At 70.1% G+C, this 15,911-nt stretch carries 14 protein-coding genes; 12 read left to right on the plus strand and 2 right to left on the minus strand.

Features of this window, described 5'->3' with window-relative positions; genetic code table 11:
* Positions 1–48 precede the first annotated feature (48 nt).
* The 3 genes from ACFORO_RS25090 (at position 49) to ACFORO_RS25100 (ending at position 3,276) form a co-directional block, all read left to right on the plus strand.
* Complete coding sequence (locus tag ACFORO_RS25090; RefSeq protein ID WP_377868163.1) at positions 49–990, plus strand: DUF389 domain-containing protein; 942 nt, start codon at positions 49–51, stop codon at positions 988–990.
* A gap of 69 nt (positions 991–1,059) precedes the next feature.
* Complete coding sequence (locus tag ACFORO_RS25095) at positions 1,060–2,247, plus strand: phosphotransferase (RefSeq protein ID WP_377868164.1); 1,188 nt, start codon at positions 1,060–1,062, stop codon at positions 2,245–2,247.
* Positions 2,248–2,424: 177 nt separating this feature from the next.
* The gene (locus ACFORO_RS25100) at positions 2,425–3,276 is read left to right on the plus strand and encodes an SGNH/GDSL hydrolase family protein (RefSeq protein WP_377868165.1); all 852 of its coding nucleotides are present in this window, start codon (positions 2,425–2,427) and stop codon (positions 3,274–3,276) included.
* Here the strand turns inward: ACFORO_RS25100 and ACFORO_RS25105 are convergent.
* A complete protein-coding gene (locus ACFORO_RS25105; protein ID WP_377868166.1) occupies positions 3,242–3,997 on the minus strand; it encodes a metallophosphoesterase family protein in 756 nt (251 codons plus the stop codon). The genes ACFORO_RS25100 and ACFORO_RS25105 overlap by 35 nt on opposite strands.
* Before the next feature lie 78 nt (positions 3,998–4,075).
* Between ACFORO_RS25105 and ACFORO_RS25110 the strand changes: the two genes are divergently transcribed.
* The 3 genes from ACFORO_RS25110 to ACFORO_RS25120 all read left to right on the plus strand — a co-directional run bounded on the left by ACFORO_RS25110 (position 4,076) and on the right by ACFORO_RS25120 (position 7,610).
* Complete coding sequence (locus ACFORO_RS25110; RefSeq protein WP_377868167.1) at positions 4,076–5,458, plus strand: replication-associated recombination protein A; 1,383 nt, start codon at positions 4,076–4,078, stop codon at positions 5,456–5,458.
* A 109-nt stretch (positions 5,459–5,567) separates the two neighbouring features.
* A complete protein-coding gene (locus tag ACFORO_RS25115; protein ID WP_377868168.1) occupies positions 5,568–6,101 on the plus strand; it encodes a cupin in 534 nt (177 codons plus the stop codon).
* Positions 6,102–6,752: 651 nt separating this feature from the next.
* Positions 6,753–7,610 carry an NAD(P)-dependent oxidoreductase gene (locus tag ACFORO_RS25120; RefSeq protein WP_377868169.1) on the plus strand — a complete coding sequence of 286 codons (858 nt, stop codon included), beginning with the start codon at positions 6,753–6,755 and terminating at the stop codon, positions 7,608–7,610.
* Here the strand turns inward: ACFORO_RS25120 and ACFORO_RS25125 are convergent.
* Positions 7,594–8,499, minus strand: coding sequence for a hypothetical protein (locus ACFORO_RS25125; protein ID WP_377868170.1), 906 nt, complete (start codon positions 8,497–8,499; stop codon positions 7,594–7,596). The genes ACFORO_RS25120 and ACFORO_RS25125 overlap by 17 nt on opposite strands.
* Before the next feature lie 235 nt (positions 8,500–8,734).
* Between ACFORO_RS25125 and ACFORO_RS25130 the strand changes: the two genes are divergently transcribed.
* The 6 genes from ACFORO_RS25130 to ACFORO_RS25155 all read left to right on the plus strand — a co-directional run bounded on the left by ACFORO_RS25130 (position 8,735) and on the right by ACFORO_RS25155 (position 15,887).
* A complete protein-coding gene (locus ACFORO_RS25130) occupies positions 8,735–9,130 on the plus strand; it encodes a DUF948 domain-containing protein (protein ID WP_354745266.1) in 396 nt (131 codons plus the stop codon).
* Positions 9,127–9,429 (plus strand): hypothetical protein, encoded by a 303-nt coding sequence (locus ACFORO_RS25135; RefSeq protein ID WP_354745264.1) that lies wholly within the window; start codon positions 9,127–9,129, stop codon positions 9,427–9,429. Before ACFORO_RS25130 ends, ACFORO_RS25135 begins: the two co-directional genes overlap by 4 nt.
* A gap of 79 nt (positions 9,430–9,508) precedes the next feature.
* Entirely contained in the window at positions 9,509–12,172 is a 2,664-nt protein-coding gene (gene alaS, locus ACFORO_RS25140; RefSeq protein ID WP_377896637.1) for an alanine--tRNA ligase, read from the plus strand.
* A complete protein-coding gene (ruvX, locus tag ACFORO_RS25145; protein WP_377896638.1) occupies positions 12,162–12,662 on the plus strand; it encodes a Holliday junction resolvase RuvX in 501 nt (166 codons plus the stop codon). Before alaS ends, ruvX begins: the two co-directional genes overlap by 11 nt.
* Positions 12,659–15,037 carry an endolytic transglycosylase MltG gene (gene mltG, locus ACFORO_RS25150; protein ID WP_377896639.1) on the plus strand — a complete coding sequence of 793 codons (2,379 nt, stop codon included), beginning with the start codon at positions 12,659–12,661 and terminating at the stop codon, positions 15,035–15,037. Before ruvX ends, mltG begins: the two co-directional genes overlap by 4 nt.
* On the plus strand, positions 15,021–15,887 hold the full coding sequence (locus tag ACFORO_RS25155) for a shikimate dehydrogenase (protein ID WP_377874800.1): 867 nt from the start codon (positions 15,021–15,023) through the stop codon (positions 15,885–15,887). Before mltG ends, ACFORO_RS25155 begins: the two co-directional genes overlap by 17 nt.
* Positions 15,888–15,911: the final 24 nt, after the last annotated feature.

Raw genomic sequence — 15,911 nt, forward strand, 5'->3', positions numbered from 1 at the left:
CACGGACAGCGTGTCCGTCGAAGGTGGCTGCCGGGGCGGGGTGGGCTAGTGCTGCACCTCAGGGCGATCTGCCCGCCGGAGCGCACTGACGAGACGCTGGAGCTGCTGCGCACCCACCCGGGCGCGGCGCACCTGATCGTGCACCGCGGGGCGTCCGTCTCGCCCGAGGGCGACCTCATCGAGGCGGACATCGCGCGGGAAGCGGCCGACGACATCGTCGACGCACTGTGCGCGCTCGGTCTCGACCGCAGCGGCGGCATCACCCTGGAATCGCTGGACACGGCGCTTTCCGATGCCGCCGACGCGGCCGAGGAAGCCGCTCCCGGCGAAGGCGCGGACGCGGTCGTGTGGCAGGAGCTGCTCGGCCGCACCGGCGAGGAATCGCGGTGGAACGCCACGTTCCAGGCGTTTCTCGCCATCGCGTGCCTGCTCGCCGCGGTCGGCGTGCTCACTGACTCGTCGGTCACGATCGTCGGCGCGATGGTGGTCGGGCCCGAGTTCGGCCCGCTCGCCGCGATCGCGGTCGGCGTGGTGCTGAGCCGCTGGGACCTGGTGCGCCGGGCCGGGGTGGCGCTGGCGGTCGGATTCCCGGTCTCCATGGCGATCACGCTGCTCGGCGTCCTGCTCGGCAGCACGGCCGGGCTCTTCGACCCGCACGCGATCGTCAACAACCACCAGGTCGATTTCGTGTACCAGGTCGGGCCCGCGTCGTTCGTGGTGGCATTGCTCGCCGGGGCGGCCGGAATGCTCGCGATGACGTCGGCGAAATCGGCCGCGCTGGTCGGCGTGTTCATTTCGGTGACGACTGTTCCCGCGGCCGGTTACGCGATGGTCGCGGCCGTCGCGGGGCGGTGGGACCGGGCCGGTTTTTCGGTGCTGCAGCTGCTGGTCAACCTCTTCGGAATCGTTCTTGCTGCGGCCATTGTGCTGATAGTTCGCCGACGCAAGCAACGTTCCGAGGCATTGCTGCGTCCGCTTTCCCGTGGGTGAATCCGGGCGCGTCCCGGCGCCCGGAACGTTGTGGTCATGGTTGCTCAGTCACGAGTAGGGTCGGTGACAATGACAGTCGACACCTCCTCCGCCGGCGACGCCGGAGTCCGGGCGGAAGCCGGGGAACTCGCCGTCGCCGCGGCCGTCGCGGCGGGCGAGGCGGTGCTCACGCGCCGGTTCGGGAGTGCGATCACGCTGGTTTCGCCGGAGCACCTCTCCGGGAGCGGACCGGCGACAGTCGTCCGGGCGCGAGTCGTGTCTTCCTCGTTCGCGTTGCCGCGGACGCTGGTGGTCAAGCACTATCCGGATCCGCCGGAGTCCGGGCGGGTCGATCCGTTCGCTCAGGAGGCGGTGAGCTACCAGCTGTTCACCGCGCTGGCTCCGGACGAGCGGATGTGTCCTGAGCTGCTGGCTCACGACGGCGGGCATCGGGTGCTGGTGATCGAGGACCTGGGGCGGGCGCCTACCCTGCAGGACAAGCTGGCTGCCCGGGACTCTCGCGCGGCTGAGCGGGCTTTGCTGTCTTGGGCTCGGTCGTTGGGGCGTTTGCACGCCAGCACTGCCAGTCGCGAGGCTGATTTCAATGCTTTGCTGCGGCGGCTGGGCGGGCCGGTGCGGACCGACAACGACGGGCTGTCGGGGCTGGTTGACGACGTCGAAGAGCTGCTGTCCGACTTGCTCGATGTGCCCGTTCCTGAGGCGGTGCGCGAGCGCCTTGCCGAGGCTGTCGCGCAGGCTCGGTCGGCTGCCTTTCGGGCGTTTAGTCCTGTTGAGCTTGCTCCGGAGAACAACCTGGTCACGGGGTCCGGGGTGCGCTTTTTGGACTTCGAGCGGGGGCGGGTTCGCACTGCGCTGGTGGATGCGTCTTGTCTGCGGCTGCCGTTCGTGTCCGATCCCCGTGCGATGGCCCTGCCCGCGGGGATGAGCGAGGCGATGATCGCTGCTTGGCGGGCTGAGATCGTCGATGTGTGGCCGTCGTTCGCTGATGACGTTGAGTTGGCTCGGCAGTTGACTGTCAGCGAGATGTTGCAGGTTTGGCAGGCTACTCGGGATTTGCTTCCCCATCTTGACTTGAGCAGGCATGCCACACCGGTCAGCCGGGAGGCGGCGCTGGTCACGTGGTGGCGTGAGTTGGCTCGGCATGCGGGTTATTCGCGGTTGACTGAGGTTGCTGAGCACTCCACTCGGGTTGCAGCCGCGTTGGGTGCTCGGTTGGGGCCGCATGCTGATCTGGCGTTTTATCCGGCTTTTCGCTGAGTTCCTGTCCTAGGCGGGGCGGTCGTCGCCTGGCGGCGACAGTTGGCGGCGCGCGACTGCTGTCGGCGAAGGCTCAAATGCCCTAAATCAGACCTCGTCCTCGTCAGGTACCGGAAGTTCCCACCTCCGTCCATACCGCGTTACCTTCCCATCACCAGCGGTGAGTTTCGATACCGGATGGTCTTGGTCGTGACCGTGATCAGCGTCGGAGTCACCCCAGCCGCAGCCCGAGAACCTGTCCCGGAACGAGCCCCGGCCCTCCGCCAAGCCGAACGTCTGGTGATCCTCGGCGACTCGACCGCCGTGGGGCTGGGCGACCCGCTTCCCCGTCGCGGTGGCTGGCGTGGAGTGGGGCCCTTGGTCGCGCAGGCCCTGGGCGTCGACGAAACCGGCTACCTGAATCCGTCTTTTACTGGCGCGAGGATGGCCTGTGTACGCACCGACCAGCTTCCGCTGGCGCTTGCTCACAAGCCGGACGTAGCGCTGGTCGTCGTGGGCATGAATGACACCCTCCGGCCAGACTTCAACCCGGACGACATCGCGGCTGACCTCACCGCGATCGTCCGTGAGCTCACGGCGGTCGGAACTACCGTCTTGCCAGTACGTTTTCATGACCACAGCAAGGTCTTTCGGCTTCCGCCCTCGCTCAAGCGGGCTTTGAGCGCCCGCGTGGCGGAACTGAACGAGGCGATCGACCGCGTGGTGGAAACAGAAGGCATAGCTTGCCTGGACCTGGACGCTCTGCCCGGTGCTTACGACCTCACCGTGTGGAGCGTTGACCGGCTGCATCCGTCCGAACTGGGGCACCGCTTGCTCGCCCAGGGTTTCACGGACCTTGCCGCAGCGGCGGGTTACGCGATCCCGGAGCCGGTAAGTCTCACTTGCTCCGGGGGAGTGGAGCCAAGCGCTGCCGGGCACTTTGGCTGGCTCGTCGCGAAGGGGGTGCCGTGGCTGTGGCGGCGCGGGCGCGAGTTTCTGCCTTATGCCGCCGTCATTATGTGGCGCTCGTTCCGTGAGCGCGTGGGCTGAATACCCGCAAGGCCTCGGCATCTGACGCCGGATTCCGTACGAAATAGTCGTTCCAGCCCTGAATTCCGGGGTACTCCGACGTTTCCGCCAGCTCTCGGCACACGGCCTCCGCGTCATACGCCGTGCGCCGCAGCTCGACGCCGGGGCCGAGTCGCGCCCAGTGCGCACCTGTTGTGCCGTAGGGCATTCCGATGCTGCCCGGGTTCACGATCCGGCAGCGGTCGGCCAGCCGCAAGAACGGCATGTGGGTGTGGCCGCATACGACCGTTTCCGCCGTGACGCCGTCGAGGACTTCGGCCCAGCGCGACAGCGGACTGTCTACGAGCGCGACCTCTTCGTCGTCGCGTGGAGTGGCATGGCAGAACAGGACTTCGCCGAGTCCGTCGATTTCCAGGGTGACCGTCAACGGCAATCCGGCTAGCAGCGCCACCTGGTCCGGCCGCAGCTGGGTCGCGGCCCATGGGCCGATCGGGTCCGGGATCTTGGTGGGGCCGCCGGACGCGAGCGTGACGAGTTCGCGGTCCGCGTTGCCGCGCACCCACACCGCGCGCTCGCCGAGCGAGACCAGCCGGTCCAGGGTCTGCCGGGGCAGTGGGCCCGCGGCCAGGTCGCCGCAGAGGACGACGAGATCGGCGGCTTGGACGTCGGGTTCGGCGAGGACCGCGTCGAGGGCGGGCAGCACGCCGTGGATATCGGACAACACCGCGACCGAGGAGACCATCGCCCCAGTCTGCCCTTCCGGCGGCGCTGCGGGGCCGGGCGAGCGGGATTGTCGGGGTGGTCGGTTACCGTCGTCAGCGTGGCACAGGACGAACTCTTCACGGTGAACCCCGACGCGGGGCCGCCGCCGGAACCCACCGGAGCGAACCCGGCCGAACCGCAGGCCGACCCGGCGACGTCGCCGCTCGCGGTCCGGATGCGGCCGCGCACGCTCGACGAGGTGGTCGGCCAGCAGCACCTGCTGCGGGAAGGGGCTCCGCTGCGCCGGCTGGTCGAGGGGGCGGCCCCGGCGTCCGTGCTGCTCTACGGCCCGCCCGGCACCGGCAAGACCACACTGGCGAACCTGGTGTCGATCGCCACCGGACGCCGGTTCGTCGCGATGTCCGCGCTGTCGGCGGGCGTCAAGGAGGTACGCGGCGTCATCGAGGAGGCTCGGCGGCGCCGGCAGTACAACACCGAGAACACCGTCCTGTTCATCGACGAGGTGCACCGGTTCTCCAAGACCCAGCAGGACGCGCTGCTCGGCGCGGTCGAGGACCGGACCGTGCTGCTGGTGGCGGCGACCACGGAAAACCCGTCGTTCTCGGTGGTGTCGCCGCTGCTGTCGCGGTCGTTGGTGCTGCAGCTGCGGCCGCTCACTGACGACGACATCGTCGCTGTGCTGGAGCGCGCGTTGACCGACGAGCGCGGGCTCGGCGGGGAACTCACGCTCACTGACGAAGCCCGGGCGCACCTCGTGCGGCTTGCTGGCGGGGACGCGCGGCGTGCGCTGACCGCGCTGGAGGCGGCCGCGGATGCCGCGTCTGCCACGGAGAACAAGACGATCGACCTGGCCGTCGTTGAGTCCACTGTGGACAAGGCCGCTGTTCGGTATGACCGGGACGGCGATCAGCACTACGACGTGATCAGCGCGTTCATCAAGTCGATTCGCGGGTCGGATGTCGACGCGGCGCTGCACTACCTGGCGCGGATGATCGAGGCGGGGGAGGATCCGCGGTTCCTGGCGCGGCGGTTGGTGGTGCACGCGAGCGAGGATGTCGGGCTTGCCGATCCGACCGCGTTGCAGGCGGCCGTGGCGGCGGCGCACGCGGTGCAGTTCATCGGGATGCCAGAGGGGCGGCTCGCGTTGGCGCAGGCGACGATCCATCTGGCTACCGCGCCTAAGTCGAATGCTGTGGTCACTGCGATTGACACCGCGTTGAGCGACGTTCGCAAGGGGGCGATCGGGACTGTGCCGCCGCATCTGCGGGACGGGCACTACGCGGGGGCCAAGCAGTTGGGCAACGCGCAGGGGTACCGGTATCCGCACAACGTGCCGGAGGGGGTGCTGGCGCAGCAGTATCCGCCGGATGAGCTGGTGGGGCGGGACTATTACGAGCCCACGCAGCGGGGCGGGGAGCGGACGCTGGCGGAGCGGGTGCCTCGGTTGCGGCGGACTATCCGGGGGGAGCGGCAAGCCTGAGCGGTCTTGTGGGCTGAGTGAGGGGCGCCACTTTCTGCTCGGTGGTGCCGTGGGCGGGAACATTCGGCTGTGTCGTCGGTTGCTTCTCTTCAAGGAGAGGGGAGCGGCGATGACGCTGTTGACCGTGTGGCCTGACGATCAGCCTGGGCATGTGCTCCTGCGGACTGAGGACACGGGGGCGATCGTCGCTGAGCTGGGGCGGGTGGGGGCTGGGTTTGCCCGGTTCCCCGTTGGTGAAGGCGGCTCCGAGGGTGACTTGTCGGCTCGGTACCGGGGGTTGGTCGAGTCTCGGGTCGGCGAGGGTTGCTCGGTTGATGTTGTGACTGGGGAGCCGGGGCTTGTCGAGCGTCTCGGGGACGGCGCCGAGGATCGGTTTTTCGTTCGGGGGGCCGCGGTTTGGTATCTGCATGCTGGGCGTGAGGTGCATGCGGTGCTCTGCGAGGCCGGGGATGTGTTGACGGTTCCGGCTGGGGTGCGGCATTGGCATGACGGCGGGCCGGATTTGGTGACCGTTCGGGTTCGGCGTCCTGGTGGGGCTGAGGCCGGAGGGAGCGGGGTTGTGCGGGCGTTGGTGCCTGGGGAGTTTCCCGGGTTTGAGGAGTTGGTTGCTGAGCGGGTGGGCGGCTCGGTGTTGAGTGGGTGATTTGGCTTGTCGCCTGGCGGCGACATTGCGCCCGTGGGTTGCGTGGGGCACCCCGAAGGTTGATTGTGCTGACGGTCTGGGGGTGCTTGTCAAGGCGGGAAAGATGCCTTGACAAGCACCCCCAGACCGCAGGGACGCTTCGTATCGGGGTGCGGGGGAGGGGCTGGGTGCCTCGAACGTTGGGTGCACCGGTGCGGTTTGGTGGTTGGGAGGGGCCTGGGCGCCTCGAACGTTGGGTGCGCCGGCTGCGGTTTCGGGTTGGGGCTAGCGCCCCAATGTGGCATTGGGTGCGTCTGACGCACCGAACGCCACATTGGGTGCATGCGACGCACCGAACGCCACATTGGGTGCATGCGACGCACCCAACGCCACATTGGGTGCGTCGCGATCGCGGCAGGGCGGGCGGTCTGTGAAGGGCTCCTTGAGGGAATCAGATTCCGTGAAGGAGCCCCTCACGGACCGTCGAGGGTCGTGAGGGGAACCCTGAGGGACTCTGAGTCCCCCAGGGTGGCCCTCACGGACAAGCAGGGAGCGGGTGGTGGCGGGATTGGTCCGGTTCGCCGTGTTGGTCACTGATCGTGGCAAGCCAAAGAGGGGCAGCGCGGAGCCGCTGATCCTGCCGATCTGCGCGGCTGGCGGCACGATGGCCGGATGACCATAGTCGCATTCCTCGGCACCGGAATCATGGGCCGTCCGATGGCCGCCAATCTTGCTCGCGCTGGGCTGAGCGTGCGGGCTTGGAACCGCACGCTCGCGAAGGCTGAGCCGCTTGCCGCGGAGGGCGTCACGGTTGTCGAGACTCCCGGCGAAGCGGTGAAGGGGGCCGACTTTCTGGTCACCATGCTCGCGGACGGGCCCGCGGTCGCGGAGGTGTTTCGGGGGCTGTCGCTGGAGCCGGGGACGATTTGGTTGCAGACCAGCACCGTCGGGGTCGAGTGGGCTGATCGGCTTGCGGAGGCGTCCGTCGCGGCTGGGGTTCCGTTCGTGGATTGTCCGGTGATGGGGACGAAGGGGCCCGCCGAGCAAGGGCAACTGCAGGTGCTCGCGGCGGGGCCGGACAACGTGCACGACGGGGCCGCGGAGGTGTTCGACGCGATTGGCTCGAAGACTCGCTGGCTCGGCACTGAACCTGGCACGGCGACGCGGCTCAAGCTGGTGATGAACGCTTGGATTCTCGCGCTCACCAACGGTACCGGCGAGAGTCTCGCCCTGGCGCGCGTGCTGGGGGTGGACCCGCAGTTGTTCTTCGACGTCATGAGCGGCACTGGGTTCGACGTTCCTTACGCGCGAGCGAAGGGGCCGATGATGCTGTCCGGCGAGTACCCGGCGAGCTTCCCGGCGTCGCTCGCGGCGAAGGACGCGCGGCTCGTCGTGGAGGCTGCGGGGCACGCGATCGACGTCGGCGGGGCGGCGGCTGCGTTGGCGCATCTCGAGAGCGCCGTCGAAGCGGGGCATGGCGAGGACGACATGGCGGCGGTGTACGAAGGGATCGTCAAGAAGGGGCATTGAGCAGCGACGCGACTCGGTCCACGCCGATGCCGGAGACGAGCAGGCGTTCCTTCGCGTTTCCCAGCAAGCGCGCGGTCCAGGGGGTGAAGCCGCCATCGCCTACGGGGACTGGTCCGGTGCCGAAGTCCGCGGTGACGGTGAAGCAGAGGCCGAAGTAGTAATCGCGGCCGATGGCGCGGTCTGATGCGTCGGAGACCTCGACATCCGGCAGCGCGTCTTGCACCGAAGCGGCGAAGTCGGCGAAGCGACTGTCCAAAGTGGTCACTTCGAAGCCTGCTGCACGGGCACCGGCGGCGCGTACTGCGGTGGTGAGGAATCGGGCGTGTTCCACCAGGTGTTCGCGTTCGAAGGCCAGGCTCCCGCGGTCGCGACCGGCGGTGACGGCGGCGAACAGGGAGAAGTGTGCGAAGAGTCCGGGGCCCGGAGGTTGGGCTCGGACGACGCGTTGCACGGTGGTGAGCCGTACCGGCGAGGAACCGGTGCGGCGGACTGCGGCTTCCAGCGCGAGTCCGTTTGTCGGGTCTGCGGCGACTTCTGTGCCGCGGCCGGTCGGGACGACGCGGTGCTGGGACAGTCCGGCCACTGTGGAGTGAGTGCCGAGCGGGGTCACCGGGGAGAGCGTGACCCGTTCGAATTCCGGCGGGGCAGCGGAAAGCAGGGCGTCTTCGACTCGGCGCAAGACCTCGAACGGCAACGGCGCTGGCGTGGTGAAGCGGTCCGCGCGATAGCGGCGCAGGACGTCCGGGCCCCGCAGTTTCGCGGCGCGCCGACGGGCTACTTCCAGTTGCAGCGTGGTCAGGTCCGCGCCGGGAAGCTCGGCGAGCACGTCGGCGGCGGGCCCGCCCGGTCCGGCGAGCACGCGGGGGAGCGGGCCGTTCGAAGAGTCCATCGCCCGAGCAGACCAGCCCCGGACCCGTCTCCGCGACCTTTTTCTCCCGCCGCCCAACCGCGAGATCGCGTCGGCGTGTCAGCGAGCGGTGTGACCGCCCCCAGGCGGGCGCACCGCTCGCTGACACGCCGACTTCCAGGCGATCTCGCCGCGGCGGCGAAGCCGCCGCAATCAAACACAGCCACAGGCGGTAACCTCACACCACCTAAGACCCCGCACCACCCGAGGAGGGCCCGTGTCGGCAGGGCAGATCGCCGCGCTGATCGCCGCAGGAGCTTTCGTACTGCTGGTCTTGCTGCTGGCGATCCCGCTGCTCAAGCTCGGCCGCACGCTGGACGAGGCGACGATCGCGATCCGCAAGGCGCACGAGAACAGCGACCCGATCCTGATCGGGGCCAACGAGACGATCACGCACGTCAACACCCAGCTTGAGCGCGTCGACGGGATCACCGCGAACGCGCAGGCGGTGAGCGGCAACGTGTCCGCGCTGTCTTCGGTGTTCACCGCGACGCTCGGCGGCCCGCTGGTGAAGACCGCCGCGCTGTCGTACGGGATCAGCAAGGCGATCCGCGCGCGCCGCAAGCGCCAGGACGCGAAGGCGCAGCGCCCGGCCCGCCGGGGGAAGAAGTGAAGCGGCTGTTCTGGCTCGGGGTCGGGGTCGTCGCGGGAGTCGCGCTGAGCCGCAAGGCCAGCGAAACCGCTCGTCAGGCCACGCCCGCCGGGTTAGCATCGAACGTGGGCGACGCCGTGCGGGAACTCGCGGGCGCCGTCGGTTCGTTCGGCGCCGAGGTGCGCGCCGGGATGAACGAACGGGAACAGGAGCTGCACGACATGGTCGAGGAGCGGACCGCCGCCGTCACGCCGCCTTCGGGCGCGGGCAGGCACGCCGCACGTCGCCCCGCCCGGCGAGCTCGCCGGGCGGAGGGCTGATCTCCGCGCGCCTTCCGCCGCCTCCGACCCCCGTTTCCTTCCCCGGCCGAAGCCGGGTCTTCAGCACAAGGACGTACCCGTGGACACACACGAGATCACCGACCGTTTCCTGCGCCACTTCGAAAGCCGGGGCCACACGCGCGTGCCGAGCGCCCCGCTGATCCTCGACGACCCGAACCTGCTGTTCGTCAACGCGGGCATGGTCCAGTTCAAGCCGTACTTCCTCGGCGAGGCCCCGCCGCCGTACCCGCGCGCGACCTCGGTGCAGAAGTGCGTGCGCACGCCGGACATCGACGAGGTCGGCAAGACCACCCGGCACAACACGTTCTTCCAGATGGCGGGCAACTTCTCGTTCGGCGACTACTTCAAGGAAGGCGCGATCGAGAACGCCTGGGAGCTGATCACCAAGTCCCAGGACGACGGCGGCTTCGGCCTCGACCCGGACCGGATCTGGGCGACCGTCTACGAGAAGGACAGCGAAGCGGCCGGCCTGTGGCGCAAGCTCACCGGCCTGCCCGGCGAGCGCATCCAGGTCCGCGACGGCAAGGACAACTACTGGGACATGGGCGTGCCCGGTCCCGGCGGCCCGTGCTCGGAGATCTACTACGACCGCGGCCCCGCGTACGGCCGCGAGGGCGGCCCGGTCGCCGACGAGGACCGCTACATCGAGATCTGGAACCTCGTCTTCATGCAGGACGTCCGCGGCGAGCAGAGCCCGAAGCTGGGCCACCCGCCGATCGGCGAGCTGCCCAAGAAGAACATCGACACCGGCATGGGCGTCGAGCGCGTCGCGACGATCCTGCAGGGCGTCGAGAACGTGTACGAGACCGACCTGGTGCGCCCGGTGATCGGCCGCGCCGAGGAGTTCTCCGGCCGCCGCTACGGCGCCAACCACGCCGACGACGTGCGCTTCCGCGTCATCGCCGACCACGCGCGCACCGGCGTGCTGCTGATCGGCGACGGCGTCACCCCCGGCAACGACGGCCGCGGCTACGTGCTGCGCCGGCTGCTGCGCCGCATCGTGCGCTCCACGCGCCTGCTGGGCGTGCAGGAGCCGGTGCTGCAGGAGTTCGCGAAGGTCGTCAGCAAGACCATGGGCCCGACGTACCCCGAGCTGGTCAGCGGCTTCGACCGGATCTCCGAGGTCGTGCGCGTCGAGGAGGAGGCGTTCCTCGCCACCCTCACCAGCGGTTCGCGCATCTTCGACCTGGCCGCGGCCGAGACGAAGAAGGGCGGCGGCGACGTCCTCGCCGGCGACAAGGCGTTCCAGCTGCACGACACCTACGGCTTCCCGATCGACCTGACCCTCGAGATGGCCTCCGAACAGGGCCTGAGCGTGGACGAGGCCGGTTTCCGCACGCTCATGGAGGAGCAGCGCAAGCGCGCGAAGGCGGACGCGGCGTCGCGCAAGAGCGGCCACGGCGACCTCTCCGAGTACCGCAAGGTGCTCGAGCAGCACGGCGAAACCCAGTTCCTCGGCTACACCGAGCTGCAGGCGGACGCGAAGGTCGTCGGCCTGCTCGAGGACGGCCTGCCGGTGCGCAGCGTCGCCGCGGGCCGCAAGGCCGAGCTGGTGCTCGACCGCACGCCGTTCTACGCCGAGAGCGGCGGGCAGATCGCCGACACCGGCGTGCTGGTCGGCGACGGCGTCGAGCTGAAGGTGCTCGACGTGCAGAAGATCGTGCCGGGCCTGTTCGTGCACCGCGTCGAGGTCACCGAGGGCGAGGTCGGCATCGACACCCGGCTCACCGGGTCGGTGGACGCGAACCGGCGGCTCTCGATCGAGCGCTCGCACTCGGCCACGCACCTCGTGCACGCGGCGGTCCGCGGCGCGTACGGCAAGCGTGCGGCGCAGGCCGGTTCGCTCAACGCGCCGGGCCGGATGCGGTTCGACTTCACCACCCCGGGTGCGGTGTCGGCGGACATCCTCACCGAGGTCGAGCAGGAAGTGAACGACTACCTGCAGACTGACGTCGAGGTGCGGAGCTACACCACGACCAAGGACAAGGCGCTCGAGCTGGGCGCGGTCGCGCTGTTCGGCGAGAAGTACGGCAACGACGTCCGCGTCGTCGACATGGGCGAGTACTCGCGCGAGCTGTGCGGCGGCACGCACGTCGGCCGGATCGGCCAGCTCGGCCTGGTCAAGCTGGTGTCGGACGCGTCGGTCGGCTCCGGCGTGCACCGCGTCGAGGCGCTGGTCGGCCCGGACGCGCTCAGGCACGTCCGCAAGGAGCAGCTGCTCGTTTCGCAGCTGGCGAACACGTTCAAGGTGCCGTCCGACGAGCTGCCCGGCCGGATCGAGGACGTGCTGACCCGGCTGAAGAACGCGGAGAAGGAGATCGAGCAGCTGCGCACGCAGCAGGTGCTCGGTTCGGCGGGCGCGCTGCTGGACAAGGCGCAGGACGTCTCCGGCGTCTCGGTGGTCGCCGAGGTCGTGCCGGACGTCGACGGTAACGCCCTGCGCGCGCTCGCGTCGGACATCCGCGGCCGGCTCGGCGAACGCGCCGGGGTGGTCGCGCTGTTCGCGCCCTCGGGGGAGAAGGTGGCCTTCGTGGTCGCCACGACCTCCGCGGCGCGCGACAAGGGGATCGCGGCGGGCAAGCTCGTGCCGTCGTTCGCCGAGGCGATCGGCGGACGCGGCGGCGGCAAGCCGGACATGGCCCAAGGCGGCGGCAGCAACCCGGCCGGCGCGGAGCAGGCCTTGACGGCGCTGCGCGCGTGGATCGCGAACGTTGGCCGCTAACCGCAGGAGAGGCCCGGATCGGCCCGGCGAGTCCGATCCGGGACGGGGCAGGCGGCTCGCGGTCGATGTCGGGTCTGTCCGGGTGGGGGTCGCGCTGAGCGATCCCGCCCCCGTGCTCGCGAGCCCGCTCGTTACCCTCTCCCGTGATGCGAAGGACGACAGCGATCTGGACCGGCTTGCCGACCTCGTCACCGAACACGAGGTGGTCGAGGTGATCGTGGGCTTGCCGAGGACGCTGGCGAACCGGCAGGGCGCGGCCGCGGACATCGCGGTCGCGTATGCGGAGAAGCTCGCCGGGCGCGTGGGGGACGTGCCCGTGCGGCTGGCAGACGAGCGGTTGACGACGGTCACCGCGTCGCGAATGCTGTCCCAGCGGGGGGTCAAGGGACGCAAGCAGCGCGCCGTGGTCGACCAGGCAGCGGCAGTCGAGATCCTGCAAGCCTGGCTCGACGCCGCCGCCGCGCACCGCGCCCGGAAAGGCGACTCATGACCGACCCCCGCGGCCCCGGCGATCCGGGCGGCCGCCGTCGGCTGCGCAACCCCGACACCCCGGATTTCCCGGACCCCGCAGCGGGTTCCGGAGCTCCGGGCGGGCGGCGCAGGCGGCGCGAGCCTGAAGACGAACCACCTCCTCGCCGCGCGCGCGGCGAGGCTCCAGACGGCATGCCGCCGTCTGGAGAACGACGACGTCCGCGTGGCGATGTGCCGCAGCGTCCTCCCGCGGCGGAAGGACGCCGCCGCGCGCCCGAGGGCGCGCCTCGCCCGGCCGGCGAAGCGACCCGTCGCGTCGCGCCGGACGCGATGCCTCCTGCCGAGCCGCCGCGCCGCCCGGCCGCTGATGCGCCGCCGACCCGGCGCCGCCGTCCGGCCCCGCCGCCCGCGGAGCGCCCGAAGCGCTCGACGGAGAACTGGGATCTGCCGCCGCACGCGGCCGACGACCTTCCGCGCGCCCGTCCGCGCCGCATAGCTCCCGGTGACGCACCGGTGAGCGGGAACGAGGTTTCGCCCGCGGACGTCGAGCCGCCAGCCGGTCGACGCCGTCGCCGCGAGGACGTTCCGCCGGTTGACGCCGAGCCTCCGGCAGGCCGTCGCCGCCTCGAGGACGCGCCGCCAGCCGAGCCGCCCGCTGGGCGTCGCCGTCGCCGCGACGACGTTCCGCCGCCGGTCGACGTCGAGCCTCCGTCCGGCCGTCGTCGCCGGGATGACGTCGACGTGCCGGCGGAAGCCGTCGCGCCTGGCCGTCGCCGGGCGCCGGACATGCCACCGCCGCCTCCGGCCCGGCGCGCGCCCGCTCCGCCGCCGGACGGCTCCATGCCGCCGGATCCGCGGTTCGCCGACGCTTCGATGCCGCGCGATCCCAGGTTCGCCGACACGTCGATGCCGCCGGACCCGCGCTTTGCCGACACCTCGATGCCGCCGGATCCCCGGTTCGCTGAGGCCTCCATGCCGCGCGACCCGCGGTTCGCGGACGCTTCGATGCCGCGCGACCCGCGCAACCAGCCGCCGCGCCGGCAGCCGGTCGAGCAGCCCACCGAAGTGATCCCCACCGTGCCTGCTGCAGCGCACGAACCGGAGCACCCGGACGACCAGCAGCCGATCGACGGCCTCTTCGAGGACGAGTACGACGAATACGGCGAGTACGAGGACTACGACGACGAGTACGACGGCTACGACGAGGATGGCTACCCGGAAGACGCGGCCGAGCCGCCGGTCGAGGAGCCGCCCGCGAAGAAGCCCCGCAAGAAGAAGCGCAAGCGCGCGATCGGCTGGATCGCCGCGGTGCTCGTGCTCGTCCTGCTCAGCGGCGGTGCCTATTTCGGGTACCAGAAGATCTTCGGCTACGCGGACTTCGACGGTTCCGGCGAAGGCGACGCGCTCGTGCAGGTCGAACAGGGCGACACGACGTCCGCGATCGGCGCGAAGCTCACCGACGCGGGCGTGGTCGCGAGTTCCCGGGCGTTCGTGAAGGCGGGCGCGGACAACACCGCGCTCAGCAAGATCCAGCAGGGCTACTACCTGCTGCGTCAGCACATGTCGGGCGACGAGGCGGTCACCCTCATCACCTCGCCGACCGCGCGCGTCGGGCGGCTGGAAATCCGGCCGTACACGCAGTTCGACGACATCACGCAGCCCGACGGCAAGGTGACGCCGGGTGTGTTCAGCCTGATGTCGAAGGCGTCGTGCGCGACCTTGAACGGCAAGAGCACCTGCATTCCGGTGGACCAGCTGCGCAAGACGGTCGCCGACGCCGACCTCAAGGCGCTCGGCGCGCCCGAGTGGGCAGTGGCCGACGCGGGCAAGGCGCTGAGCAAGGACAAACGCCTGGAAGGCTTGATCGCGGCCGGCGTCTACGACGTGAAACCCGGCTGGAGCGCGACCGAGCTGATCACCGACCTGGTGAAGCAGTCGGCCGACACGATTCAGGCGTCCGGCCTCACCGCGCAGAACACCGGGCCGGGGAAATCGCCGTACGAGACGCTGATCATCGCGTCGCTCATCGAACGCGAGGCGATCAAGCCGGACTTCGGCAAGATTTCGCGAGTGATCTACAACCGGCTCTCGCAGAGAATCAGGCTGCAGCTGGACTCCACTGTCAACTACGTGCTGGACCGCCCGACGCTGCTCACGAAACCCGAGGACCGGGCGAAAGCGGGACCGTACAACACCTACGCCAACTACGGTCTCCCGCCGACGCCGATCGCGGTGCCCAGCATGGACGCGATCAAGGCCGCGGTCAGCCCGACCCCCGGCGACTGGGCGTACTTCGTGAAATGCGAGAAGGACGGGCATTCCTGCTTCGCGGTCACGAACGACCAGCACAACGCGAACCGGGCCCTGGCGGAGCAGCGTGGCGTCCTCAAATGACCGGCCGCGCCGCGCGGCGGTGCTGGGCAAGCCGGTGGCGCATTCGCTGTCTCCGGTGCTGCACCGCGCGGCGTTCGCGGCACTGGGCCTGGACGGCTGGACCTACGACCGCGTCGAAACGGACGCGGCCGAGTTGCCCGGGTTCGTCGACGGTCTCGGCCCGGAGTGGGTCGGCCTTTCGGTCACCATGCCCGGCAAACGGGCTGCGCTGGACTACGCCGCCGAGGTCACCCCGCGCGCGGCGGCGGTCGGTGCGGCGAACACGCTCGTGCGCCGTCCGGACGGTTGGCTCGCCGACTGCACGGACGTCGACGGCGTGACCGGAGCCCTGCGGTACGCCGGTGGTTACTCGCCTTCCGCGAGCGACCGGGCCGTGGTGCTCGGCGCGGGCGGGACGGCCGCGGCTGCCGTGGTCGGGTTGGCCGCGCTGGGCGTCACGACGGTGCGTCTGGTGGTGCGGGAACCGGCGCGAGCTTCGGAAACCGTGGACGCGGCCAAGCGCGCGGGTCTGGACGTGGACGTGCTGCGATGGTCCGAAGTGGACTTCGCGGAGCTGTCGGACAGCACGGCGGTGCTGGTCAACACGGTGCCGCCGGACGCGGTCGTGCCGCACGTCGCGGAGCTGTCCCGGGTCGGCAGCGTGCTCGACGTGATCTACCACCCGTGGCCGACTCCGCTGGCCGAAGCGGTCGAGCGGCGCGGGGGACGGCTCGCGACCGGGCTGGACATGTTGCTGCACCAGGCATTCGGGCAAGCGGAGCAGTTCACCGGGCGACCGGCACCGCGCGAGGAAATGCGGGCGGCGCTGCGCGAGGCGAGCGGAAACATTCTGCCGCTGCCGATTTCCTGATATCCTGACGGGCTGTTTTCCATC

It is taken from the genome of Amycolatopsis halotolerans (assembly GCF_042647905.1).
In the GTDB taxonomy this organism is placed as follows: domain Bacteria; phylum Actinomycetota; class Actinomycetes; order Mycobacteriales; family Pseudonocardiaceae; genus Amycolatopsis; species Amycolatopsis halotolerans.